The organism is Burkholderia paludis (assembly GCF_000732615.1).
Classification (GTDB): domain Bacteria; phylum Pseudomonadota; class Gammaproteobacteria; order Burkholderiales; family Burkholderiaceae; genus Burkholderia; species Burkholderia paludis.
The window spans coordinates 38,457-60,629 of record NZ_JPGL01000031.1; the positions used below are offsets into that span (position 1 = coordinate 38,457).

The following is a 22,173-nucleotide window of genomic DNA, read 5'->3' on the forward strand; positions in this document are numbered from 1 at the left end:
CCAACGAGAGAGAGGGTCGCATGACCGACACGACACACGGCGAACAGGGTGGCGCGGATGACGCCGCCGCACCCGGCTGGGACGCGATCGACGGCGCGCTCGCGCGCCTCTATCCGGGCGAGGAACCGAAGCACTACGGCACGGCGATCAAGTGGCGGCTCGGCGGCCCCGATCCGCTCGACGGGATCAGCGTATGGAAGCGCGCCGATCCCGTGCCGCACTGGCATTTCGTCACGTACGGGCTGAGCGAGCTGTATGCGAAGGAGTCGGACGATCCGGCCGTCAGCGGCTTCGGATTCGAGCTGACGATGCGCGTCGCGTGCGCCGCCGCCGACCCCGAACCGCCGCGCTGGGTGTTCAGCTTCCTGCAGAATCTCGCGCGCTACGTGTTCGAGAGCGGCAACGCGTTCGACGACGGCCACTGGATGGCGGCCAACGGCCCGATTGCGCTCGACACGGACACGCAGCTCTGGTCGATGGGTTTCGCGTTCGATCCGGCGCTGCCCGCGATCGACACGCCGCACGGCCGTCTCGCGTTCCTGCAGGTCGTCGGGCTGACGCTCGACGAGGAGCGCGCCGCAAAGCGCTGGCGCACGCGCGCGCTGCTCGACACGCTGCTGCCGCTCATGCCGATGTGGGTGACCGATCTCGGCCGCGCGTCGCTGCTCGAGCGCGCGGACGTGCGTGCGCAGGTCGACGCCGGCACTCAGCGCGACGGCTCGTCGAGCGGCTACCTGTTCACCGACGTGCTCGGATGGGAAACGCGCAAGCGGCTGCTGCGCGCGCCCGTCGTCGAGATCACCGTCGGCGCGCGGCAGGTCGACGAACTCGTCACGCTGCTGCCGTTGCGCTTGCCGTTCGACCGGCCGCTTCGCCTTGTCGGTCACGACGGCGCGGTCCGGTTCGTGCGCGGCGACGCGAACGGCGTCACGGAAGAGGATGGCGCGCTGACGCTGCGGCTCGCCGATGCGACGGTGCACGCGCTGGCGGGCACGCTGAAGCCGCGGGCCGGCGAGTATGCGGTCGACGGGCTCGACGGGGTGCGCTGGCGTGTCGAGAAGACCGTGATCCGCGACGCGCAGGGCACCGCGGTGCAGACGATCGGGTGAAAGCGGGCCGGGGCATGCCCCGGCCCTTTGGTTGTCCGGCGGCGCTACCGCTTACGCGTTCGCCGACATGGCGTCCGCGTCGCGCGCTCGCGCGGATGCCGAGGCGCTCGAACAGCGCGCGGCCTTTCTGCGACTGCGGGTTGCTGGTCTTCGGCTCGGGCGTGCGCGCCGCGCGGCGAGGTGCTGGCGGCGGTCGACGAGCAGCGCGTCGGGCGCGTGCGCGCCGTGCTCGACGGCGCGGCGTCGCACGTGTGACTTGCGGTGCGCGCCGCTGCCGCGCGCACCGTCACGTATTGCGGACGAACCACGACCGCTTCGCGGTGCCCAGCAACGTGTGGTAGACCGCCCACGACACGACGAAGGTCGCCGGTGCGGACAGCGATGCGACGAACCCGGTCGCCTGGTTCAGCAGCAGCCCCGCGAACGCGCCGGCGAACCATGCGGTCAACCCGCCGGGGTTGAATGCCGGCACGTGCGCGTCGCGGCATTCGACGTCGTCGCCCACCAGTTGCCCGTAACGCGCCGACAGGATGTGCGCGAGCGCGACGCCGACCCACGCGACGACGAAGATGCCCTGGTACGCGAGCGCCTGCAGGATCCGCGAGAAGATGTCGGCCATCATCAGCGCATAGACGACCGCGCCGACCACCAGCGCCCACACGAATTTCGGCGCGCGCAGGCCGGCCGCTTTCAGGAAGAACGCCTGCATGTTGACGGTCGCGAGATAGTAGTTCGCGGTGTTGATGCGCGATTGCGTGACCCACACGAACAGCAGCCCCCAGACGCCCATCAGCTTCAGCAGCGCGAGCACGACCGACACTTCGGATAACGTACCGAGCCCCGGAATCGTGCTGACGAGGTAGATGCCGGCCGCGCCGTTGACGAGGAAGGTGACGAGATAGAACGGCATCCCGAAGTTGAAGCGGCCGTGATAGCCGGCGTCTTCCTTGCGCCCGAAACGCGCGTAGTCGAACGTGAACATCATCAGCACCCACACGCCCATGTAGCTGACGAAGCAGTGCCACCACCCGCCGGCGGGCGGTACGCCCGCCGGGCCGAAATCGAGCCAGGCCGGGTGATAGCCGTACTCGGCCGTTGCGAGCGCGACGGCGGCGAGCAGCCCGAGCAGGTAGAACGGCAGCAGCACGCCGTTGAACTTGTCGAGCCAGTGCTGCACGCTGCCGAACACGAGCGGCACGCTGTAGCAGACGACGATCAGCGCGGCCCACCGGTAGTCGAGCGCCGGAAACTGGTGATGCGCGGCGACCGCGATCACCGAACCTTCGAACACCGCGTAGTAGATCGCCGTCGCGAAGAAGATCAGCGTCGCGAGCGCCGCGCCCGCGCTGCCGAACAGCACGCGCGAGAACAGCGCGACCGACAGGCCGGTGCGGATCGCGTAGCGGCTGATGATCGCGTTGACGACGCCGTACGACACCACCGACAGCGCCATGCCGATCAGTGCGTTGCGTGCGCCGTAGGTGAGCGCGAGCGTCGCGCCGACCACGATGTAGAACACCGCGCTGCACACGGCCCACCACGCCATCGTCAATGAAAAGGGCGGCATGCGCGCGTGTTCGGGAAGGGCGAGCGTCGACAGGTCGAGATTCTCGTCGGCGCGTGCCTGAGCCGGGTTGGCCATGATCGTGCTCCTTGGTGAGCAAAACTGCGAACGACGTCTCGGCCGCGGCATGTGCGATCCGCGGGGCTGCCCCGACGTCGGGCGGGCAGCCGGTTCGGCAAGAACGAGGCACAAGCGTCCCCGCCGCGCGGCGGACGGCCGCGCGGGCAGGTAACGGACAGCGAAGAGCGGAAGGCGTGAAACGCGGGCGGCGCTCAGTCCCGCAGCATGGCGCGCAGCAGCGCCAGGCGCCGCTGGTACTCGCGGCGCGCCGCGAGCGCGTCGGCCATCGTCACGCGCACGAAGCGCGCGCGGTGGTTCGGCTGCATCTGGCCGATCAGGTCCATGTCGGCGCTGATGACCGTGCCGATCGTCGCGTAGCCGCCGCCCGACACCGCGTCGCGAAGCAGGACGATCGGCTCGAGCCCGGCCGGCACCTGGATCGAGCCGATCGGATAGCACGCGTCGACGATGTTCGACGGATCGGCGCCTGCGCCGAACGGCTGCTCGCGCGGCTGGAACTGCAGCGGGCGGCCGTTCTTGTAGCGGTAGCCGATGCGGTCCGCCTCGGGCGCGACCGTCCATTCGTCGTCGAAGAAGCTCTGCGCCGAGGCGTCGGTGAGCCGGTGGTGATACAGGCCCGTCAGCACGCGCAGTTCGACCTGGCTGTCGAGCGGCCGGCTCACCGATGCCGGCAGTTCGCGCCCTTCGCGGCCCGTGCCGGAGGCGGCGCCGATCGGCAGCCGGTCGCCTTTCTGCAGACGCCGGCCCGCATGTCCGCCGATCGCGCCGAGCGCGTACGTCGAGCGGCTGCCGAGCACGACCGGCACGTCGATGCCGCCCGCGACGGCCAGATACGCGCGTGCGCCGCCCTTCACGTAGCTGAACGACAGCACGCTGCCGGCGCGGATCCGCAGCGCGACGTTGCAGCGCTGCCCGACGCCGTCGATCTTCGGCGTCATCTCGGCGCCCGTGACGGCGATCAGCGCGTCGACATGGAACATCAGCTCGGGGCCGAGCAGCGTGCATTCGAGCACCGCCGCCTCTTCCGGATTGCCGACCAGCAGGTTCGCCGCACGCGATGCGTACTGGTCGAGCGAGCCCGACGGCGGAATGCCGACGTGGTAGCAGCCTTGCCGGCCGGTGTCCTGGACCGACGTCGCGAGGCCGGGTTTCACGACCTCGATCACGTTGTGCGCGTCAGCTTGCATGCAGTACCTCGACGAGAGAGCGGTTGTACGCGTCGGGATCGCGCAGGAACGCGTCGAGCGAGAATTTCACGGGTCGCACGCGCAGGGAGAAGGTGCCGGCCTCGACGGCCGCCACGGCGGCGTCGTACGCATCGCGGTCGATCGGCGTGAACTTCACGATGTCGCCGGGTCGGAAGAACACCATGAAGTCGCGCAGGTAGTCGAGCCGCTGCGCGGGATCGAAGATCGGCGCGGGCGTCACGCCGAACATCTGGTAGCCGCCCGCGCCGCGCACCGAGTAGATGCAGCCGAAGCAGCCGCCGTGGCCGACGGTGAGCTTCGGCGTGTCGGTGCGCGGCCGCAGGTATTTCGGCACCTCGAGCTGGCGCGCGCGCTCGACCATCTGGTACATGAACGGCAGGCCCGCGACGAAGCCGACCATCGACACGAACCAGGGCGAGCCCGAGTGCGCGGCGATGAAGTCGTCGACGCTCGTCTTGCCGTTGATGCGCGCCGCGTATTCGAGATCGGTCGACGACGGGTCCTGGTGGCGCTCGCGAAACCGCATCAGCGTTTCATGCGTCCACGGGTCGTTGTAGAGCACCGGGATCTCGACGATGCGGGTGTCGAGCTCGAGCGGTGCTTCGCCGACGTCGGCCTCGATCGTCTTCAGCAGCGCGACGAGCGCGTCGGGGGCGATCACGTCCGGGTCGTAGCGCACCTGGTACGACGCATTCGCCGGACAGATCTCGGTGACGCCCGGCACCGCGCGCCGCTGCAGTTCGCGCGTGATCGCGGTGCCCTTGAAGAATGCGTCGAGCGACATTGCCTCGCTGATTTCGACGAACACGAACTCGTCGCCGCCGAATGTATAACGGGTCGTCACAGGGCCTCCCCGACGCGCGCGGCGTCCTCGGCAGCGGGCTCGCACGCGGCGGCCGCCGCGGCTTCGCGCCACTGCGGCATCCACGCTTCGAGAAAATTCGTGTGGTAGCGCCCGGCGCGCACGTCGTCGTCCGCGAGCAGCGCGACGTGCAGCGGCGCGGTGGTCTTCACGCCGCCGACGTGCAGTTCGCCGAGCGCGCGCGCGAGCCGCTGCAGCGCGGCCGCGCGGCTCTCGTCGTGCACGATCAGCTTCGCGAGCAGCGAATCGTAGAACGGCGGCACGACGTAACCCGGGTACAGCAGCGAATCGATCCGCACGCCGGGGCCGGTCGGCCAGACGAGCGTGTCGATCCGGCCGGGGTTCGGGCGGAAATCCTGCAGCGGGTCCTCCGCGTTGATCCGGCATTCGAGCGCCGCGCCGCGCATCGCGATGTCCCGCTGCGTGAAGCGCAGCGGCTCGCCGTCGGCGATGCGCAGCGTCTCGCGCACGAGATCGATGCCGGTGATCGCCTCCGTCACCGGATGCTCGACCTGGATACGCGTGTTCATCTCGATGAAGTAGAACTCGCCGCGCGCGTCGTCGAACAGGTATTCGAGCGTGCCCGCGCTGCAATAGCCGACTTCGCGCGCGAGGCGCGTGGCCGACGCACACAGCGCGTCGCGTTGCTCGCCCGTGAGCGACGGCGACGGCGCTTCCTCGAGGATCTTCTGGCGGCGCCGCTGCAGCGAGCATTCGCGCTCGAACAGGTGGACGGCGTCGCGGCCGTCGCCGAGCACCTGCACCTCGATGTGCCGGGCGTGCGCGATGAAGCGTTCGAGATAGACGCCGCCGTCGCCGAACGCGGCCTGCGCCTCGCGCTGTGCGAGCGGCAGTTCGGCGTCGAGCTGCGCGGCGTCGTGTGCGACGCGGATGCCGCGCCCGCCGCCGCCCGCGGCCGCCTTGATCATGATCGGATAGCCGATGCGCGCGGCAACCGCCCGAGCGTCGTCGAGCGACTGCACGACGCCGTCGCTGCCGGGCACCGTCGGCACGTTCGCGCGTCGAGCGGTGTCGCGGGCGCGCGCCTTGTCGCCCATCGTCGCGATCATCCGCGAGTCGGGGCCGACGAAGATCAGCCCGGCCGCCTCGACCTGCGCGGCGAACGCGGCGTTCTCGGACAGGAAGCCGTAGCCGGGATGGATCGCGTCCGCGCCGCACTGCCGTGCGGCGTCGAGGATCGCGGCGGGGTTCAGGTAGCTCCTGGCCGCATGCGACGAGCCGATGTGGATCGCTTCGTCGGCCATGCGCGCGGCGAGGCTGTCGCGATCCGCGTCGCTGACCACGGCGACCGCGCGCATGCCCAGCTCGCGCGCCGCGCGGATCACGCGCACCGCGATCTCGCCGCGATTCGCCACCAGCAGGGTCTTGATGCGCGACGGACGATAGAACGCGCCGGAGGAGGTTGCCGTATTCATCGCGTCACCCCTCGATCCGCATCAGCACCTGGCCCGCGTCGACCGGCTCGCCGTCCTCGACGAGCAGTTCGACGACGCGGCCTGCCACCTCGGCTTCGATTTCCGTGAACTGCTTCATCACTTCGACGAGGCCGACCACCGCGCCGGCGGCCACCGTCGCGTCGAGCGCGGCGTAGTAGTCCGCATCGGGCGACGGGCGCCGGTAGAAGGTGCCCGGCAGCGGGCTGACGATATCGTGCAATGCCATCGTGTGTCTCCTTGAATCAGTGTTGCGCGGTACGCGGCTGCGGGCCGGCGGTGCGGATGCCTTCGCGCGTCAGCGCATCGCGCGTCTCGCGCACGAGCTCGAGCGCCCCCGGCGTGTCGCTGTGGATGCAGACCGAATCGAAATCGATGTCGATGTCGTCGCCTTCGACCGTGCGGACCTTGCCGTCGATGCACGCGCGCAGCACCTTGTCTGCAACCTGGCGCGGGTCGAGGCGCCCGACGCGGCGGGTGAACACGATCGAGCCGCTGCGGTCGTAGTCGCGATCCGCGTAGAACTCGCGGATCACCGGCTGCCCGTATTCGGCGGCGACGCGGTATGTGACCGACGCCTCCATGCAGTACAGCCACAGGCCGGGATCGACGCGCTGCAGCGTCTCGATCAGCAGGCGCGAGAACGCCTCGCTGGCCGCCGCATGCATGTAGAGCGCGCCGTGCGGTTTCACGTGCTGCAGGCTCACGCCGTGCAGCCGCGCGAACTCGCGCAGCGCGCCGAGCTGGTACAGGATGTCGTTGACGAGTGCCTGCGGCGCTTCGGCGATCGTACGGCGGCCGAAGCCGACCAGATCGCGAAAGCCCGGATGCGCACCGATGCCGATGCCGGCGTCGCGCGCGAGCTGCACGGTGCGGGCCATGATGTTCGGGTCGCCGGCATGAAAGCCGGTGGCGATGTTCGCCGAGCTGATCAGCGGCATGATCTGCTCGTCGACGCCGTCGCCGATCGTCCACGGGCCGAAGCCTTCGCCCATGTCGGAGTTCAGGTCGACGCTGTGCTTCCTCATACGGTGTGCTCCTCCTGGTTCTCCGGTTCGCGTGTGCCGTGGCGCACGCCGAAACCGTGTTGAACGCAGGTTAGCCGTGTGGGGGGCGTCAAAATAGTTCTATTTTTATATGCGACCGTATCGATTTTATCGATACTGCCGAAAGCGGCTGTCCAAGGCCGCCAGGGCAGGCGTGGCAGGGTTTCCACGCGGTCCGGTTCAGGGGCGTTGCGTGATTGATATGATGTTCATCGCGTGCTCATCAGTTTTCCATTCGACCATGGCCCTGACCCTCAGACAGCTCAAGTACTTCGTCGCGACCGCCGAGCTCGGCCAGATCTCGCAGGCCGCGATCCAGCTCACGATCTCGCAGTCGGCCGTGACGAGTGCGATCCGGGAACTCGAGGACAGCCTCGGCACGCAGCTCTTTCTGCGCACGCCGGCGGGCGTGACGCTCACCGATACCGGGCGGCGTTTCCTCAATCACGCGTATACGATCCTGTCGTCGGTCGACGAGGCGATGCGGATTCCGAACCTCGAAAGCACGCTGACCGGCACGCTCGCGATCGCCGCGAGCTACACGGTGCTCGGCTACTTCCTGCCGCATCACGTGCTGCGGCTGAACACGCTCTATCCGCGACTGACGATTCACCTGCACGAACTGAACCGCGAGTCGATCGAGGAGGGGCTGATCGCGGGCCGCTACGACATGGCGGTGCTGCTCACGTCGAACGTATCGAATCCGGAGCTGGTGCTGGAGCCCGTGATCCATTCGGTGCGCCGGCTGTGGGTCGGCGCGCATCATCCGCTGCTCAAGCGCGAGAGCGTCACGTTCGCCGAGGTCGCGCGCGAGCCGTTCGTGATGCTGACGGTCGACGAAGCGGGGCAGACGGCGCTGCGTTACTGGAACGAGACGCCGTACCGGCCCAACGTGATCCTGCGCACGTCGTCGGTCGAGGCCGTGCGCAGCATGGTTGCGAACGGCAGCGGTGTCGCGATCCTGTCCGACATGGTGTATCGCCCGTGGTCGCTCGAAGGGCGGCGCATCGAGACGATCGTGCTGCGCGACGCGGTGCCGCCGATGAGCGTCGGCCTCGCGTGGCGCAAGAACATCGAGCCGAGCCCCGCGATGCACGCGGTGCGCGATTACTTCCGGCATACGTTCATGGAGCCGCGGGCGCTGGGCGGCGCGGGCTGAGCGCGCGCGCCGGCCATGGGGGCGTAAAAAAGCCGGGACAGGTCCCGGCTGGTTCGTCGGCGGGCGCGGCGCGTCCGCCGGCGCCGCTTACGCGTTCGCCGACATCGCGTCCGCGTCGCTCGCGCGGATGCCGAGGCGCTCGAACAGCGCGCGGTCCTTCTGCGATTGCGGGTTGCTGGTCGTCAGCAGCTGGTCGCCGTAGAACATCGAGTTCGCGCCGGCGAGGAAGCACAGCGCCTGCAGCCCGTCGTCGAGCTGTTCGCGGCCGGCCGACAGACGCACGACGGCCTTCGGCATCGTGATCCGCGCGACCGCGATCGTGCGCACGAATTCGAGCGGGTCGAGCGGCGCGGTGCCTTCGAGCGGCGTGCCCTCGATCGCGACGAGGTTGTTGATCGGCACCGAATCCGGGTACGGGTTCAGGTTCGCGAGCTGCGAGATCAGGCCCGCGCGCTCGCGGCGCGATTCGCCCATCCCGATGATGCCGCCGCAGCACACGTTGATGCCCGCGTCGCGCACGCGATCGAGCGTGTCGAGCCGGTCCTGGTAGGTGCGCGTCGAGATCACCTGGCCGTAGAACTCCGGCGACGTATCGAGGTTGTGGTTGTAGTAGTCGAGGCCCGCGCTGGCGAGCTGCTGCGCCTGTTCGTCCTCGAGCATGCCGAGCGTCATGCAGGTCTCGAGGCCGAGTTCCTTCACGCCGCGCACCATCTCGGTCAGCGCCGGCATGTGGCGCTCCTTCGGGTTGCGCCATGCGGCGCCCATGCAGAAGCGGCTCGCGCCGTTTGCCTTCGCCGTGCGTGCGGCGTCGAGCACCGCGTCGACGTCCATCAGCTTCTCGGCCTTCAGGCCCGTGTCGTGATGCGACGATTGCGAGCAGTAGCCGCAGTCTTCCTCGCAGCCGCCGGTCTTGATCGACAGCAGCGTCGACAGCTGCACCGCGTTCGCGTCGAAATGCTCGCGGTGGACCTGCTGCGCGCGGAACAGAAGGTCGTTGAACGGCAGCGCGAACAGCGCGACGACGTCGGCGACGCGCCAGCGCTGCGAGGCCGGAGCGGCTACGGGAATCGCGTCGGGTTGCACGGTGGAGCTCTGGGCTTGGGTCATGTTGTGTTCCTGTCCTGGGCGGGATTGGGGGATCGGTAAGGTCAATGTTGCGCGGCGCGCAGCGTCTCGACCAGCGCGGCGATGTCGAGCATCGGCGCGGCGGATTCGGGGGCGGCCGGATTCATGTGCGCGATGCGGCCGAGCAGCGGCGCGCGATGCTCGCGCGCGAGCCAGTCGCGGATCGTCGCGACGTTCTCGTCCGGGAACGACATGGCCGGGTCGACGTGGTTCGCGACCCAGCCCGCGAGCGTGAGGCCGCGCGCGGCGATCGCGTCGGCCGTCAGCAGCGCGTGGCTGATGCAGCCGAGCCGCACGCCGACGACGAGCACGACGGGCACGCCGAGCGCGACCGCGAGATCGGCCATGTCCTGGGTGTCGTTCAGCGGTACGCGAAAGCCGCCGGCGCCTTCGACGACGACGACGTCCGCGCGCGTCAGCGCCTCGCGATGGCACGCGACGATCGTGTCGAGGTCGAGCGTCACGCCTTCCTGCGCGGCGACGATATGCGGCGCGGCCGGGGCCTTCAACAGGAACGGCGTGCGCAGCCCGGGCGGCAGCACGACGTTCGCGGCCGCGTCGAGCTGGTCGGCGTCCTCGTTGTGCCACACGCCGTCGCGTTCGTACGCGCCGGCCGCGACGGGCTTCAGCGCGGCCGCGCGCAGGCCGTGCCGCGTGAAACCGTGCAGCATCGCGGCCGACACGAAGGTCTTGCCGATTTCGGTGTCGGTGCCGGTGACGAAAACCGAGAGCGGGGCGTTCATGCGGCGTCCTCGCTGGCCTGGACCAGCGCGGCTTCGAGCCGCGCGAGATCGTCGAAGGAATGCGCGGCCGACAGCGACACGCGCAGCCGCGACGTGCCCGCGGGCACCGTCGGCGGCCGGATCGCGGGCACCCACAGGCCGTGCGCGTCGAGCGCGCGCATTGCCGCGAGCGTCGCGTCGTTGCCGCCGATCACGAGCGGCTGTACGGCGGTGTGCGAGTCGACCGGCTGCCAGCGCGTCTTGCGCAGCAGCGCGCGCGTCTGCGCGATCAGCGCGGCGAGATGCGCGCGGCGCGTGTCGCCTTCGTCGCCCGCGATCACCTTCAGGCTGGCCGATACCGCATGCGCGACGGCGGGCGGCGCGGCCGTCGTGAAGATGTAGCTGCGCGCGCGCTGGATCATCCATTCGATCACGGTCTCGTGCGCGATCACGAACGCACCCGCGACGCCGGCCGCCTTGCCGAGCGTGCCGACGTACACGAGATGCGGCGAGCGCAGCGCGGCGGCGGCCAGCGCGCCGCGACCCTGCGGGCCGAGCACGCCGAAGCCGTGCGCGTCGTCGACGACGAGCCACGCGCCGTGGCGCTCCGCCAGCGCGACGAGTTCGGCGAGCGGCGCGAGGTCGCCGTCCATGCTGAACACGGTGTCGCTGACGATCAGTTTCGTTTCGGCATCCGATGCGTCGAGCAGCGCGGCGAGCGCGGCCGTGTCCGCATGCGGGTAGATCTGCACGTTCGCGCGCGACAGCCGCGTGCCGTCGATCAGCGACGCGTGGTTCAGCGCGTCGGAGAAGATCGTCGCGCCCTTGCCGGCAAGCGCCGTCATCGCGGCGAGGTTCGCCATGTAGCCGGTGCTGAAGTACAGCGCGCGCGGCGCGTCGGAGAAGCCGCCCGCGAAGCCCGCGAGCTCGTCCTCGAGCGTCGCGTGCGCGCGCGAATGGCCGCCGAGCAGGTGCGAGCCGCCGCTGCCGGAGCCGTAGCGCCGCGCGCCTTCGGCGAACGCGGCGACGAGCGCCGGGTGTGCGGCAAGGCCAAGATAGTCGTTGCTCGCGAAGCCGACGATCTCGCGGCCGTCGACGGTCATGCGCGCGTCGCACGCAGTGTCGGCGATGCGGCGCACGCGGCGCAGCCCTTGGGCGTCGAGGTCGGCGAGGCCGCGTTGCAGGGTGTCGAGCAGGCTCATTGCGCACGCTCCGCCAGTGTGGCTTCGAGCGTGTCGCGCGTGCGCTGCGCGAGCCATGCGATGTCGTCGTCGCTCATCACGTACGGCGGCATCAGGTACACGGTCGTGCCGATCGGGCGCAGCAGCAGCTCGCGCTCGAGCGCGAGTTCGAAGAAGCGCCGCGAGAAGTCGCGCGCCGCGTCGCCGTCGAGCGCGACGTCGAACGCGAACAGCGTGCCGCGTTCGCGCAGGTGGCGCACTTGCGGATGCGCGTCGAGCGGCGCGAGCGCGGCGCGCAGCGCGGCCGACTTGCGGGCGTTTTGCACGAGCACGTCGTCGCGCGCGAACAGGTCGAGCGTCGCGACCGCCGCGCGGCACGCGAGCGGGTTGCCCGTGTACGAATGCGAGTGCAGGAAGCCGCGCGTCGTGTCGTCGTCGTAGAACGCCGCGAACACGTCGTCGCGCGTGAGCACGAGCGACAGCGGCAGGTAGCCGCCGCTGATGCCTTTCGACAGGCACAGGAAATCGGGCCAGACGCCGGCCTGCTCGCACGCGAAGAAGGTGCCGGTGCGGCCGCAGCCCACCGCGATCTCGTCGGCGATCAGGTGCACGCCGAATTCGTCGCACAGCGCGCGCAGCCCGCGTACGTACGACGGATCGTGCATGGCCATGCCGGCCGCGCACTGCACCAGCGGCTCGACGATCAGCGCGGCGATCCGGTCGCCGCGCTCGACGAACAGGCGCCGCACGTTCGCGAGCGCGCGGCCCGCGACGTCGGCGGCCGTCTCTCCCGGCTGCGCGCCGCGCGCATCGGGCGACGCGACCACGTGCGCGTGGCGGATCAGCGGGTCGTACGCGTCCTTGAACAGCGCGACGTCGGTCACGGCGAGCGCGCCGATCGTCTCGCCGTGGTAGCTGTTCGCCACGCACACGAATTCCTGCTTGTTCGCGCGGCCGCGGTTGCGCCACGCGTGGAAGCTCATCTTCAGCGCGATCTCGACGGCCGACGCGCCGTCCGACGCGAAGAACGCATGGCCGAGCGTGCGCGCGGTGAGCGCGTGCAGCCGCTCGGCGAGCTCGATCGCGGGCGCGTGCGTACAGCCGGCGAGCATCGCGTGCTCGAGCGTGTCGAGCTGATCCTTCAACGCCGCGTTGATGTCGGGGTTCGCATGGCCGAACAGGTTGACCCACCACGAGCTGATCGCGTCGAAGTAGCGGCGGCCGTCGCGGTCGTACAGCCACAGGCCCGAGCCGCGTGCGATCGGAATGAGCGGCAGGCGCTCGTGATGCTTCATCTGGGTGCAGGGATGCCAGACCGCGCGCAGGCTGCGCGCGACCCAGTCGTCGGTGGCTGGCGTACTCAAGGTGGCTCCGGGGGATAAAACGGCTTCGCGGCATCGACGGGATGCCAGGCGGCCGGGACACGAAACGCGCTGAGATTAGCGTGTTCCGCGGCCCGTTGCACTAGTGGTTACAAACGCCGCAAAGCCTTGCCGGGCGGGAGTTCGGCGCAGATCGGGGCGGCTCGGGACGGTACTCGCCAGATGCCCCGAAATGACCGCAGATGACGACGGTCGAGCGACACCCCCCAACCGAAAAAAATCGGAGGCGAGGCGGGTGCGCGGGGGGAAAAAATCGGGGATCGAGCGACGGAAGATCGCCGGCGCGGGACGAGGCGGCCGATGCGATTCGTGAACGGTCGGCAGGAACGACAGCAAAAAAGGCGCAGCGGAACCCGCGCGAAGTCGCGCGACGGCCGGTTACGCCGGCGTGCGATGCGTACCGCGTGCGCGGCGCGACGAAAAAGAGGGGAAGGGCAAACCGGAAACGGGGCGGCGCAGGCCGCCGCCCTGTCAGCGCGAGGCCAGCGCGCGCGTATGGATGTCGCGCGTGTCGTCGCCGCCGTTGTCGGCCGTCTGGGTCGTGTTCCACACGACGTGGTCGTTGACCGCATACAGCCGGCACGCGCCGGCGTCCTGCTTCGCGCAGTTGTCGAGCGCGAGCGCCATCGGGTCGTCGCCGCCTTCGGCCCACGACCAGGCGCCTTCCGACGACACCGCGAACGCGCGGCTCGGATGCTGGTTCAGGAAACGGCGATAGCCTTCGCGGCCGGCGTCGTCGAGATACGGCACCGCGTTGACCGCGTCGATGGACGCATAGCCGCTCGCCTTCGGCTCGTGCGGGTTCGCGACCGCATAGCGCACCGAGGTCGGCAGGTTCAGCTGGGCGAGGAAGGCGTTGACGGCCGGCCACCACACGGGCACGCCGTCGCGATCGACGATCAGCCGGTGTGCGTCGTCCTTGTAGCGGCCGAAATCGATGAACCGGGCCTGCGTGCCGTGCGACACGTACGCGTCGTGCATTTGCGCGACGAGCCCGGGCGTCCACACCGAATCGTTGTCGCCGTACAGCCAGAGCGAGCGCACGGCCGTGTGCGCGCCGTACCGGTCGAACGCGTCGACGAGATTGCGCTGCCAGCCGTCGCACAGGTCCTGGCGCAGCCCGCCGGAGAAGTTGATGATGCCGCGCACGCCCGGCGCGGCTTCGGTGCCGTACGCGACCGATACGAGGCCGCCGTGCGACGTGCCCGCGACGACGATGCGCGACGCATCGACGTACGACTGGCGCGACATGTAGCGAATGGTGGCGTCGACGTCGGCCGCCTGCGCGAGACCGTTCTTCTCGACGTTGCAGCCTTCCTGCTGGTACGTGCCGCCCGAGCCGGCGAAGCCCTGGCGGTTCGGCGCGATCACCGCGTAGCCGCGGCGCACGAATTCACGCGCGAACGCGAGCGGCCGGCTGCGCGGCTGCAGATGGAGATCGCCGGTGTTCTTGCCGTGATTGAAGACGACGAGCGGGAAGGGGCCGGGGCCGTCCGGCTTGAAGAGCGTGGCCTCGAGCGTGACGCTGCCCGACGCGTCGGCCGGAATGCGCAGGACCTGTTCGTTGAGGTCGGACGCGACCTGCGGCAGGTTCGAATCGCCGTAGTCGAATCGCTCGGCATGGGCGAGCGACCCGGTGGCGCCCGACCCCGTATCGGCATTCGTCAGCGTACCGGCCTGAGCGGCCGACAGCGCACAGGCCGCCATCCATCCCACCAATACCTTGCTGAACGCCATTCGTAAGCCCGCCATGCAACATGACCAATTCGAGGCCATCGTAGCCCGACAAAATCGGGTTGTGCAATGCGGGAATTACCCGGCGTCTGACACAGCAACCTTTTGTCAGCGTTCGCTTACTTCGCCGTCGACATAGCGCCAGAAACCGTGTTCGTCGCGCTCGAAACGGCTCGTCTCGTGAAGCCGGTAAGCGCGTCCGCCGACCTTGTAGCGGGCCACGAATTCGACCTCCGCGTGCCGTTCGTCGAGCGGCGCATGGCGTTTGACCGCGAGGCCGAGCCAGCGCGGCGCGTCGGGGGCGTCGGGGTCGGTGTCGAGATCGGGCGGGCAGGTGCGCGCGGCCCACGTCGCGCGCAGGTAGCCGGTCGCGCCGAGCACGTATGCGCTGTACCGCGAACGCATCAACTCGAGCGCGGTGGGCGCGGCTTCGCCGCCGTCGATGAAGCGGCCGCAGCAGGCCGCATAGCGGGGCGCCGGCGCGTTGCCGGCGGGAGCGGGGGACGCGCCGCCGCACGGGCACGCGTCAGGTCGGTTCGAAATCATGCGAAACGGGAATTAACGACGCCAGGTTGTCGGCTGCCTACCAGCTCAGCTCGACACCGTCGTACTGGAAGAAGCGGCCGTTTGCCTGCGACACGTCCGCGCCGGATTCGGCGATCACGCGGCGCATGCCGGTCACGCTGGTTTCCGGATCGATCGCGGCCTGCGCGCCGCCCATGTCGGTGCGCACCCAGCCGGGATGGAGCGAGATGCACGCGGCGTGGCGCGTCTGCAGCGACGCGATGCGCAGCGCGTCGTTCAGCGCGGCCTTGCTGGCGCGGTACAGCCAGCCGGTCGTGCCGGTCGCTTCGGCGATGCTGCCCATCCGGCTCGACACGACGGCCAGCACGCCGCGCGCGTCCTCGACGAGCGGCAGCAGGATCGGCAGCAACTGCATCGGCCCGCGCACGTTCGTATGCATCACCGCGTCGAAATCCTCGGCGGTGATCGTCTCCACGCCCTCGGTGCGCGGCCCGTAGACGCCCGACACCAGCACGGCCGCATCGAGCCGCTCGCCGTCGAGCTTCCAGCCGAGCGCCGCGATCTGCTCGGGCTGCGTGATGTCGAGCGCATGCGCCTGAGCGCCGAGCGCGCGCAGCGCGTCGAGCGATGCGTCGTCGCGCGCGGTGGCGATCACGTTCCAGCCGTCGCGCCGGTATTGCCTGACGAATTCGCGGCCGAGGCCGCGCGATGCGCCGACGATCAATACGGTTTTCATGCCCGTCGCTCCTTGTCCTGATGCCGCCGGGGCGGCCATGCCGGTGTCGGATTCATGCGGTGCGTCGCGCGGCCGCGCGCCCGGCGCGGCGGCCGCCCCGGACGCCGCGGCGTTACTGCGCGTCGTCGCAGGGTTTCAGCGTGTCGACGACGGATTGCGCGACGCCTTCGAGCCGCGCGGCGTCCGCCGCGACCATGTCGTTGTCCGGCGCATGCTGGCCGCCCGTGGTGAGCGCGGCGACGCAGCGCTTGTAGGTGGCGTCGAGCGCTTCGAAGTTCGACACGGCCATCCCGAGGTTGCGCATCCGGCCGTCGTGCACGCCGTACACGAGCCCGTGCACGGTGAGCGACTGGCCGCGCGCCCACGCGTCGTTGACGATCGTCGTGCGACACACGTTGACTACTTGCTCGATCGCGTTCAGCTCGATCAGGCGGCGGTAGCGCGCCTCGCCCACCGGCCATTCGTCGAGCAGTGCCGCGTGGCGTTCACGCACGTCCTGCACGTGATGCAGCCAGTTGTCCGCGAGGCCGACGCGCCGGTTGAGCAGCGCCGCGTTCACGCCCGAGCAGCCGTAGTGGCCGACGACCATGATGTGCTTCACGCGCAGGATGTCGACCGCGAACTGGATCACGGACAGGCAGTTCAGGTCGCTGTGCACGACCACGTTCGCGATGTTGCGGTGGACGAACACCTCGCCCGGCGGCAGGCCGATGATCTGGTTCGCGGGCACGCGCGAATCCGAGCAGCCGATCCACAGATACTCCGGCGCCTGCTGGTCGGCGAGACGCGCGAAGAATTGCGGGTCGTCCTCGAGCTTGCGTTTGACCCAGGCGTCGTTGTTGTCGAACAGGTGTGAAAGCGGATTGTCTTGGGTGTTCATCGGTGTGGATTCCGTTGGCGGAAATCGGTTCGCTGTCGATTCGGGGTAACCGGGCTCAGGCGGCGCGCTGCGCGTCGCCTGCGCCGTCGTTCTGGTCCGTCGCGCCGAAGCGCGCGGGGTAGCGCGCGCAAAAGCGCAGCGCGGTGTCGTACGGGTAAAAATCGGGCAGTTCGCCCTGCATCAGCTTGTCCTTGCTCGCCTGCCACAGCGCGGGATCGAAAAAGTCCGCGTGATGCCTCATGAAGACGTCGCGCACCCGCGGGTCGCCGAGCAGGAACGGCCCGTAGGTTTCCGGGAAGATGTCGTGCGGGCCGACGGTATACCACGGTTCGCCGGACAGCTCGTCCTCCTCGTTGCGCGGCGGCGGCACGCGGCGCACGTTGCAGTCGGTCAGGTACTCGATCTCGTCGTAGTCGTAGAACACGACGCGGCCGTGGCGCGTGACGCCGAAGTTCTTGTACAGCATGTCGCCGGGGAAGATGTTCGCCTTCATCAGCTCCTTCACCGCGTTGCCGTATTCCTTCACGCCGTGCTCGATGTCGGCCTCCGAGCCGTTCTGCAGGTACAGGTTGAGCGGCGTCATGCGGCGCTCGATGTACAGGTGGCGGATCACGAGGTTGCCGTCCTCGTACTCGAGCAGCGACGGGACTTCCTTTTCCAGTTCGCGCACGAGCGCGTGGTCGAGCCGCGCGAGCGGCAGCGCGACGCTCGAATACTCGAGCGTGTCGGCCATCCGCCCGAGACGGTCGTGGCGCTTCACGAGCTGGTACTTCTCCATGATCTGCGCGCGGGTCGTTTCCTTCGGCGGCGGGAAGTGGTCCTTGATGATCTTGAACACGTACGGGAACGACGGCAGCGTGAACACGAGCATCACGAGGCCCTTGATCCCGGGCGCGATGATGAAGCGGTCGCTCGAATGCGACAGGTGGTGCAGCAGGTCGCGGTAGAACAGGTTCTTGCCCTGCTTCTGCAGCCCGACCGACGTGTAGATTTCCGCCTTCGGCTTGCCGGGCATGATCGTGCACAGGAAGTCGACGTACGCGGACGGCACGCCCATGTCGACGAGGAAGTACGAGTGGGAGAAGCCGAAGATGATCTGCAGCTGGTCGCGGCGCAGCAGCACGGTGTCGAGCGCGAGCACGCCGGGGCGCACGTGGCGGATCGGCACCGCGAACGGCAGCACGTGGTCGGCATTGATGATGCGGCCGACGATGTACGCGCTCTTGTTGCGGAAGAACAGCGACGACAGCACGTGGATCTGGAAATTCGGCGCTTCCTCGAAGCGGCCGAATTCGTCGTGGATCGCCTGCATCACGCACCCGATGTCGCGCGTGAGATCGTCGAACGCCGGCTCGAGCTGGAAGTTCGTGACGATGCGCTCGAGCGTGGCCGCGAGCCCGTCGGTGGCCGGATAGTACGCGCGGTAGGTCGGCTTCGCGGCCGGCTCGTCGTTCTCCAGATACTCGGTCGAGATCGCCGGGCGCACGAAGATGAAATCGTTGCTGAAATACGAGCGGTGCAGGATCTTGCAGCACACCGAATTGAAGAAGGTCTCCGCGCACTCGGGCTGGCGGTGCGACGTGAGCAGGCCGATGAAGTGCAGCTTGATCTGCTGCCAGACCTCGTCGTCGATGTTCTCCGCGTCGTATTCGTCCTCCAGCACCTCGACGCATTCCGCCACGCGATCGTCGTACGACGTGATCCGTTCGCGCGCGAGCCGCTGCAGCCCGTGCCAGTCGCCGCGTTCGTACAGCGTCTTCGCCTCGACGGCCGCCTCGCGGAAGATCCGGTAGTGGCGATCGAAGTTTTCGAGGATCGTCTGTGCGACGTCGAAACCGATCTGCGAGGACAGCAGTTTGGGGAAGTGATTCATCGCGTGCAGGCTCGTTCGGGAGGGGCTGTAAGCACTCGCCATTTTAGCGCCCAAGCGGGCGGTTCAACGACTATGCGGCAATGCGGGGCCGGCCGGCAAGCGGCGGTTTATCCGCCGTTGGGGGCCGTTCGGCGCATCTTCGCGTAAAGATACGGGTACGGAACCGATTCTGGCACGAACTTTTTTTGACGGGCCGGCGGCCGGCGGACACGCGTTGCGCACGACGGCGATAGAATCGACGCAACGCCCGCCGCGGCCTGCCGCCGGCGCGCATTCGCACAGATAACGACGAGACGCCCCACCGATGAACGCACTGGAACACCAACTCGACTATCCCTTCGCCGACACGCTGCCCGCCGCGGGCGACACGTTCGAGGTCGCGCCCGGCGTGCGCTGGTTGCGCATGCCGCTGCCGTTCTCGCTCGACCACATCAACCTCTGGCTGCTGCGCGACGAGATCGACGGGCAGGCCGGCTGGACGATCGTCGATTGCGGGATCGCGTCGGAGGCGATCCGCGCGCACTGGGAGCGGATCTTCGACGCGCATCTCGACGGCCTGCCCGTGCTGCGCGTGCTCGTCACGCACTGCCATCCCGATCACTTCGGGCTGGCGAACTGGCTGTGCGAAGGCGGCGACAAGGGCCGCTGGAACGTGCGCCTGTGGATGACGCTCGGCGAGTACATGTTCGGCTGCCTGATGGCGGCCGGCAACGGCTCGAACGCGGGCGGCGCGGCCGCCGCCGATCACTTCGCGCGCCACGGGCTGACCGATCCGGCCGCGCTCGACAAGCTGCGCAACCGCCGCCACTACTACTCGGACCTCGTGCCGGCCGTGCCGCCGCGCTACCGGCGCCTGCGCGAGGGCGACGCGGTGACGATCGGCGCGCGCACGTGGCGCGTCGTCACCGGCTTCGGTCATTCGCCTGAACATTGCGCGCTGCACAGCGAGGCGGACGGCGTGCTGATCTCCGGCGACATGGTGCTGCCGCGCATCTCGACGAACGTGTCCGTATTCGATCTCGAGCCGGAAGCGAACCCGCTCGCGCTGTACCTGCAGTCGCTCGGCCGCTACGAGACGATGGCGCCCGATACGCTCGTGCTGCCGTCGCACGGCAAGCCGTTCCGCGGCGTGCGCACGCGCATCGCGCAACTGCGCGAGCACCACGACGCGCGCCTGGCCGAAGTGCGTGTCGCATGCGCGGAACGGCCGACGAGCGCGGCCGACATCGTGCCGATCATGTTCCGCCGCCGCGAGCTGGACATCCACCAGATGACGTTCGCGCTGGGCGAGGCGCTCGCGCACCTGAACCTGCTGTGGCTCGCGGGCGAACTGAAGCGTAGCGAAGACGCGGATGGCGTGATCCGTTTCGTGGGGCGTTGAGCGGGCGAGCCTGCCTCGATTCGCGTCGCGCCTTCCTTCGTATAATTCGGGTCTCGAACCGCATCGATGTCGCAACCCATGGCAGGTAATCTTTCCCTCGCCGATGTCATCACGCTCGCGCAAATCCGCGCGCTGGCCGACCCGCAATCCTTCGTGCGCGGCAAGGCCTATTTCCACGACGGCGCCGTCTCGCGGCTGACCGAGCGCGGCGGCGTGCTGTCGGCGACCGTGCGTGGTACGTATCGCTATCACGTCGAGTTCGCGGTGAGCAGTGACGGCGGGCTGGACTACGCGTGCAATTGCCCGGTAGGCGACGAAGGGGTGTTCTGCAAGCACGCGGTTGCGGTCGCATTGTCGTGGCTTGAAAACAGCGGCGAAGAGGTCTTCCACGATGAGGCGCTCGAACAACCCGCGCGTTCGCGACGCAAGCGCAAGACCCATGCGGAACTGATTCGCGATTATCTGACTACGCTCGACGAGGATGCGTTGCGGAGCTGGCTGCTCGACGCGGCCGAGCGCGATCGAACATTGCGCGACAGGCTGCTGTTCGATGCACGTGCCGCGAATGCCGGCGATGCGGCAAGTCTGCGCGCCGCCGTCCGGCAATTGACGCGTGTGTCGCGGCCGCTCGGCTGGGATGAAGCGCACACGTACGGAGAGGCGCTGTTCGAAGTGGCCGCCATGCTGCGGCGGCAGTTGGCGGGCGTTCATGCCGCGCAGGTGGTCGAACTGGCGGAACTGGCGATTGCCGACGCTGAAGCGAGCCTCGAACAGATCGACGACTCGGACGGCAGTGTGGCGCCCGGAATCGGCGAACTGGCCGGCGTGCACCTCGACGCGTGCATCAGCACTCGGCCGGATCCGGTGAAACTGGCCGAACGCCTGTTTCGCCTGCAGATCGGTGGGCAGTGGGATACGTTCCGCGCCGTGCTGCCGGCCTATGCCGAACCGCTGGGCGAGGCGGGATTGAGCCACTATCGGGAACTGGTCGAGCGTCAATGGACCACGCTGCCCTCGCTGCCGGCCGGGCGGGACGATCGGCGCTCGTACGATTCGGTGCGCTTGAATCTCGAGCATGCGATGGAGTCGCTGGCGAGGCGCGACGGTGACGTCGACGCGCTGATTCGCATCTGGTCGAAGGATCTGTCGGCATCCGGCCGATTCGCGCAAATCGCGGAATTGTGCGCGGAACATGGCCGTTTCGACGAAGGATTGGCGTGGGCCGAACGCGGGATGCGCGAAATGAAGGACCGGCCCGACGATCGTCTGCTGGGCTTTTGTATCGACGATCATGTGCGTCGGCGCGCGTTCGATCGGGCGGACGAACTCGCGTGGCAACGCTTTGCGTACCATCCAACCGCAGACGCATTCAGGGCGCTGATGAAGGTTGCGAAGGCGGCGAAGCGATGCGACGCCGTGCGGGAGCGGGCGATTTCTCATCTGCTGTCGCTCGCCCGGACGCGGGAAACGCCGGGGCGGGCGACTCCGGCCGTACGGCGCTGGGAACCGTCGCCGCGTACCGAACTGGTGAAGCTGCTGCTTGCCGAGCAGAACCACGACGCCGCGTGGGATGCGTTTCTGGGCGGACCTGTCGAGGCCGACGTCTGGCTGACGCTGGCGGCAGCGCGTGCGAAGACGCATCCGGAACAGGCAATCGCACTGCTGCACCGGTACCTGCCGCTCGCGGTCGACCATGGCTCGGGCAGTGCGCGGTATGACGAGGCGTTCGACACCGTACGCAAGATTCGTGCGTTGCGGGTCGCGCATCGGCAGCACGCGGCATTCGACGGGGAACTTGAAGAGATCCGCAAGACCTACCGAGCGAAGCGCAACTTCATCAAGCTGCTCGTGACGCTTGGCGCGTGACAGGGTGACCGGGCCGGAGAAAATGGCGATGAATATAGATCTCGGCGCCATCGATGACGCCGTTCTTGCGCTCCTTTATCTGACCTTGCATGACGGCAATCGCGCATGGAAATCCCTCGATTGGAACGTACTGAATCGGTTGCATGAACGTGGCCTGATTGGCGATCCTGTCAACAAGACGAAATCTGTCGTGCTGACCGATGAGGGCTTGCGGGAGTCCGAGCGACTTTTCATGCAATTGTTCGTCGATTCCGGTGCCACGCCAGCAGGCGACCCGCGATGATT

Annotated in this window: 20 protein-coding genes; 5 read left to right on the forward strand and 15 right to left on the reverse strand. The window is 68.6% G+C overall.

Going from position 1 to position 22,173, the window contains the following annotated elements; genetic code table 11:
• The first annotated feature begins 20 nt into the window (after positions 1-20).
• Complete coding sequence (locus GQ56_RS0120370) at positions 21-1,109, forward strand: suppressor of fused domain protein (protein WP_031400375.1); 1,089 nt, start codon at positions 21-23, stop codon at positions 1,107-1,109.
• Positions 1,110-1,395: 286 nt separating this feature from the next.
• Here the strand turns inward: GQ56_RS0120370 and GQ56_RS0120375 are convergent, their stop codons facing one another.
• The 6 genes from GQ56_RS0120375 to GQ56_RS0120400 form a co-directional block, all read right to left on the reverse strand.
• On the reverse strand, positions 1,396-2,751 hold the full coding sequence (locus GQ56_RS0120375; RefSeq protein ID WP_031400376.1) for a purine-cytosine permease family protein: 1,356 nt from the start codon (positions 2,749-2,751) through the stop codon (positions 1,396-1,398).
• 194 nt (positions 2,752-2,945) lie between these two features.
• Positions 2,946-3,941 carry a 5-oxoprolinase subunit C family protein gene (locus GQ56_RS0120380; protein ID WP_031400377.1) on the reverse strand — a complete coding sequence of 332 codons (996 nt, stop codon included), beginning with the start codon at positions 3,939-3,941 and terminating at the stop codon, positions 2,946-2,948.
• Entirely contained in the window at positions 3,931-4,806 is an 876-nt protein-coding gene (locus GQ56_RS0120385; RefSeq protein ID WP_031400378.1) for a 5-oxoprolinase subunit B family protein, read from the reverse strand. The genes GQ56_RS0120380 and GQ56_RS0120385 overlap by 11 nt, the downstream gene beginning before the upstream one ends.
• Positions 4,803-6,260: an acetyl-CoA carboxylase biotin carboxylase subunit gene (locus GQ56_RS0120390; RefSeq protein WP_031400379.1), complete on the reverse strand. Its 1,458-nt coding sequence runs from the start codon at positions 6,258-6,260 to the stop codon at positions 4,803-4,805. The genes GQ56_RS0120385 and GQ56_RS0120390 overlap by 4 nt, the downstream gene beginning before the upstream one ends.
• 4 nt (positions 6,261-6,264) lie before the next feature.
• Complete coding sequence (locus tag GQ56_RS0120395; RefSeq protein WP_031400380.1) at positions 6,265-6,507, reverse strand: acetyl-CoA carboxylase; 243 nt, start codon at positions 6,505-6,507, stop codon at positions 6,265-6,267.
• 16 nt (positions 6,508-6,523) lie between these two features.
• The gene (locus GQ56_RS0120400) at positions 6,524-7,306 is read right to left on the reverse strand and encodes a 5-oxoprolinase subunit PxpA (RefSeq protein ID WP_031400381.1); all 783 of its coding nucleotides are present in this window, start codon (positions 7,304-7,306) and stop codon (positions 6,524-6,526) included.
• A 259-nt stretch (positions 7,307-7,565) separates the two neighbouring features.
• Here GQ56_RS0120400 and GQ56_RS0120405 point away from each other — a divergent pair, with 259 nt between their 5' ends.
• A complete protein-coding gene (locus GQ56_RS0120405) occupies positions 7,566-8,483 on the forward strand; it encodes a LysR family transcriptional regulator (RefSeq protein WP_031400382.1) in 918 nt (305 codons plus the stop codon).
• Positions 8,484-8,570: 87 nt separating this feature from the next.
• On the opposite strand, the gene bioB is transcribed toward GQ56_RS0120405, so the two are convergent.
• The 9 genes from bioB to aceK all read right to left on the reverse strand — a co-directional run bounded on the left by bioB (position 8,571) and on the right by aceK (position 18,641).
• Complete coding sequence (bioB, locus tag GQ56_RS0120410) at positions 8,571-9,590, reverse strand: biotin synthase BioB (RefSeq protein ID WP_031400383.1); 1,020 nt, start codon at positions 9,588-9,590, stop codon at positions 8,571-8,573.
• Between the two features lie 41 nt (positions 9,591-9,631).
• Positions 9,632-10,351, reverse strand: a complete 720-nt coding sequence (gene bioD / locus GQ56_RS0120415; RefSeq protein WP_031400384.1) for a dethiobiotin synthase — start codon at positions 10,349-10,351, stop codon at positions 9,632-9,634.
• Positions 10,348-11,532, reverse strand: a complete 1,185-nt coding sequence (gene bioF, locus GQ56_RS0120420) for an 8-amino-7-oxononanoate synthase (RefSeq protein WP_031400385.1) — start codon at positions 11,530-11,532, stop codon at positions 10,348-10,350. Before bioF ends, bioD begins: the two co-directional genes overlap by 4 nt.
• The gene (bioA, locus tag GQ56_RS0120425; RefSeq protein ID WP_031400386.1) at positions 11,529-12,875 is read right to left on the reverse strand and encodes an adenosylmethionine--8-amino-7-oxononanoate transaminase; all 1,347 of its coding nucleotides are present in this window, start codon (positions 12,873-12,875) and stop codon (positions 11,529-11,531) included. Before bioA ends, bioF begins: the two co-directional genes overlap by 4 nt.
• 489 nt (positions 12,876-13,364) lie before the next feature.
• On the reverse strand, positions 13,365-14,630 hold the full coding sequence (locus GQ56_RS0120430) for a dienelactone hydrolase family protein (protein WP_031400387.1): 1,266 nt from the start codon (positions 14,628-14,630) through the stop codon (positions 13,365-13,367).
• Positions 14,631-14,735: 105 nt separating this feature from the next.
• Complete coding sequence (locus GQ56_RS0120435) at positions 14,736-15,173, reverse strand: YchJ family protein (RefSeq protein WP_031400388.1); 438 nt, start codon at positions 15,171-15,173, stop codon at positions 14,736-14,738.
• 37 nt (positions 15,174-15,210) lie between these two features.
• Positions 15,211-15,888, reverse strand: coding sequence for an SDR family oxidoreductase (locus GQ56_RS0120440; protein WP_031400389.1), 678 nt, complete (start codon positions 15,886-15,888; stop codon positions 15,211-15,213).
• A 112-nt stretch (positions 15,889-16,000) separates the two neighbouring features.
• Positions 16,001-16,768 carry a carbonate dehydratase gene (gene can, locus GQ56_RS0120445; RefSeq protein ID WP_031400390.1) on the reverse strand — a complete coding sequence of 256 codons (768 nt, stop codon included), beginning with the start codon at positions 16,766-16,768 and terminating at the stop codon, positions 16,001-16,003.
• A 55-nt stretch (positions 16,769-16,823) separates the two neighbouring features.
• A complete protein-coding gene (gene aceK, locus GQ56_RS0120450) occupies positions 16,824-18,641 on the reverse strand; it encodes a bifunctional isocitrate dehydrogenase kinase/phosphatase (RefSeq protein WP_031400391.1) in 1,818 nt (605 codons plus the stop codon).
• Between the two features lie 304 nt (positions 18,642-18,945).
• Here aceK and GQ56_RS0120455 point away from each other — a divergent pair, with 304 nt between their 5' ends.
• The 3 genes from GQ56_RS0120455 to GQ56_RS0120465 all read left to right on the forward strand — a co-directional run bounded on the left by GQ56_RS0120455 (position 18,946) and on the right by GQ56_RS0120465 (position 22,171).
• Complete coding sequence (locus GQ56_RS0120455) at positions 18,946-20,022, forward strand: MBL fold metallo-hydrolase (protein WP_031400392.1); 1,077 nt, start codon at positions 18,946-18,948, stop codon at positions 20,020-20,022.
• A 78-nt stretch (positions 20,023-20,100) separates the two neighbouring features.
• Positions 20,101-21,888, forward strand: a complete 1,788-nt coding sequence (locus GQ56_RS0120460; RefSeq protein ID WP_031400393.1) for an SWIM zinc finger family protein — start codon at positions 20,101-20,103, stop codon at positions 21,886-21,888.
• A gap of 28 nt (positions 21,889-21,916) precedes the next feature.
• Entirely contained in the window at positions 21,917-22,171 is a 255-nt protein-coding gene (locus GQ56_RS0120465; protein ID WP_031400394.1) for a DUF6429 family protein, read from the forward strand.
• Positions 22,172-22,173: the final 2 nt, after the last annotated feature.

Coding starts and splice junctions, on each gene's coding strand:
- GQ56_RS0120465 (WP_031400394.1), top strand. CDS start 21,917: ATGAATATAGATCTCGGCGCCATCGATGACGCCGTTCTTGCGCTCCTT.
- GQ56_RS0120380 (WP_031400377.1), bottom strand. CDS start 3,941: ATGCAAGCTGACGCGCACAACGTGATCGAGGTCGTGAAACCCGGCCTC.
- can (WP_031400390.1), bottom strand. CDS start 16,768: ATGAACACCCAAGACAATCCGCTTTCACACCTGTTCGACAACAACGAC.
- GQ56_RS0120395 (WP_031400380.1), bottom strand. CDS start 6,507: ATGGCATTGCACGATATCGTCAGCCCGCTGCCGGGCACCTTCTACCGG.
- bioB (WP_031400383.1), bottom strand. CDS start 9,590: ATGACCCAAGCCCAGAGCTCCACCGTGCAACCCGACGCGATTCCCGTA.
- GQ56_RS0120390 (WP_031400379.1), bottom strand. CDS start 6,260: ATGAATACGGCAACCTCCTCCGGCGCGTTCTATCGTCCGTCGCGCATC.
- GQ56_RS0120455 (WP_031400392.1), top strand. CDS start 18,946: ATGAACGCACTGGAACACCAACTCGACTATCCCTTCGCCGACACGCTG.
- GQ56_RS0120375 (WP_031400376.1), bottom strand. CDS start 2,751: ATGGCCAACCCGGCTCAGGCACGCGCCGACGAGAATCTCGACCTGTCG.
- GQ56_RS0120430 (WP_031400387.1), bottom strand. CDS start 14,630: ATGGCGTTCAGCAAGGTATTGGTGGGATGGATGGCGGCCTGTGCGCTG.
- GQ56_RS0120405 (WP_031400382.1), top strand. CDS start 7,566: ATGGCCCTGACCCTCAGACAGCTCAAGTACTTCGTCGCGACCGCCGAG.
- aceK (WP_031400391.1), bottom strand. CDS start 18,641: ATGAATCACTTCCCCAAACTGCTGTCCTCGCAGATCGGTTTCGACGTC.
- GQ56_RS0120370 (WP_031400375.1), top strand. CDS start 21: ATGACCGACACGACACACGGCGAACAGGGTGGCGCGGATGACGCCGCC.
- GQ56_RS0120400 (WP_031400381.1), bottom strand. CDS start 7,306: ATGAGGAAGCACAGCGTCGACCTGAACTCCGACATGGGCGAAGGCTTC.
- GQ56_RS0120435 (WP_031400388.1), bottom strand. CDS start 15,173: ATGATTTCGAACCGACCTGACGCGTGCCCGTGCGGCGGCGCGTCCCCC.
- bioD (WP_031400384.1), bottom strand. CDS start 10,351: ATGAACGCCCCGCTCTCGGTTTTCGTCACCGGCACCGACACCGAAATC.
- bioF (WP_031400385.1), bottom strand. CDS start 11,532: ATGAGCCTGCTCGACACCCTGCAACGCGGCCTCGCCGACCTCGACGCC.
- GQ56_RS0120440 (WP_031400389.1), bottom strand. CDS start 15,888: ATGAAAACCGTATTGATCGTCGGCGCATCGCGCGGCCTCGGCCGCGAA.
- GQ56_RS0120460 (WP_031400393.1), top strand. CDS start 20,101: ATGGCAGGTAATCTTTCCCTCGCCGATGTCATCACGCTCGCGCAAATC.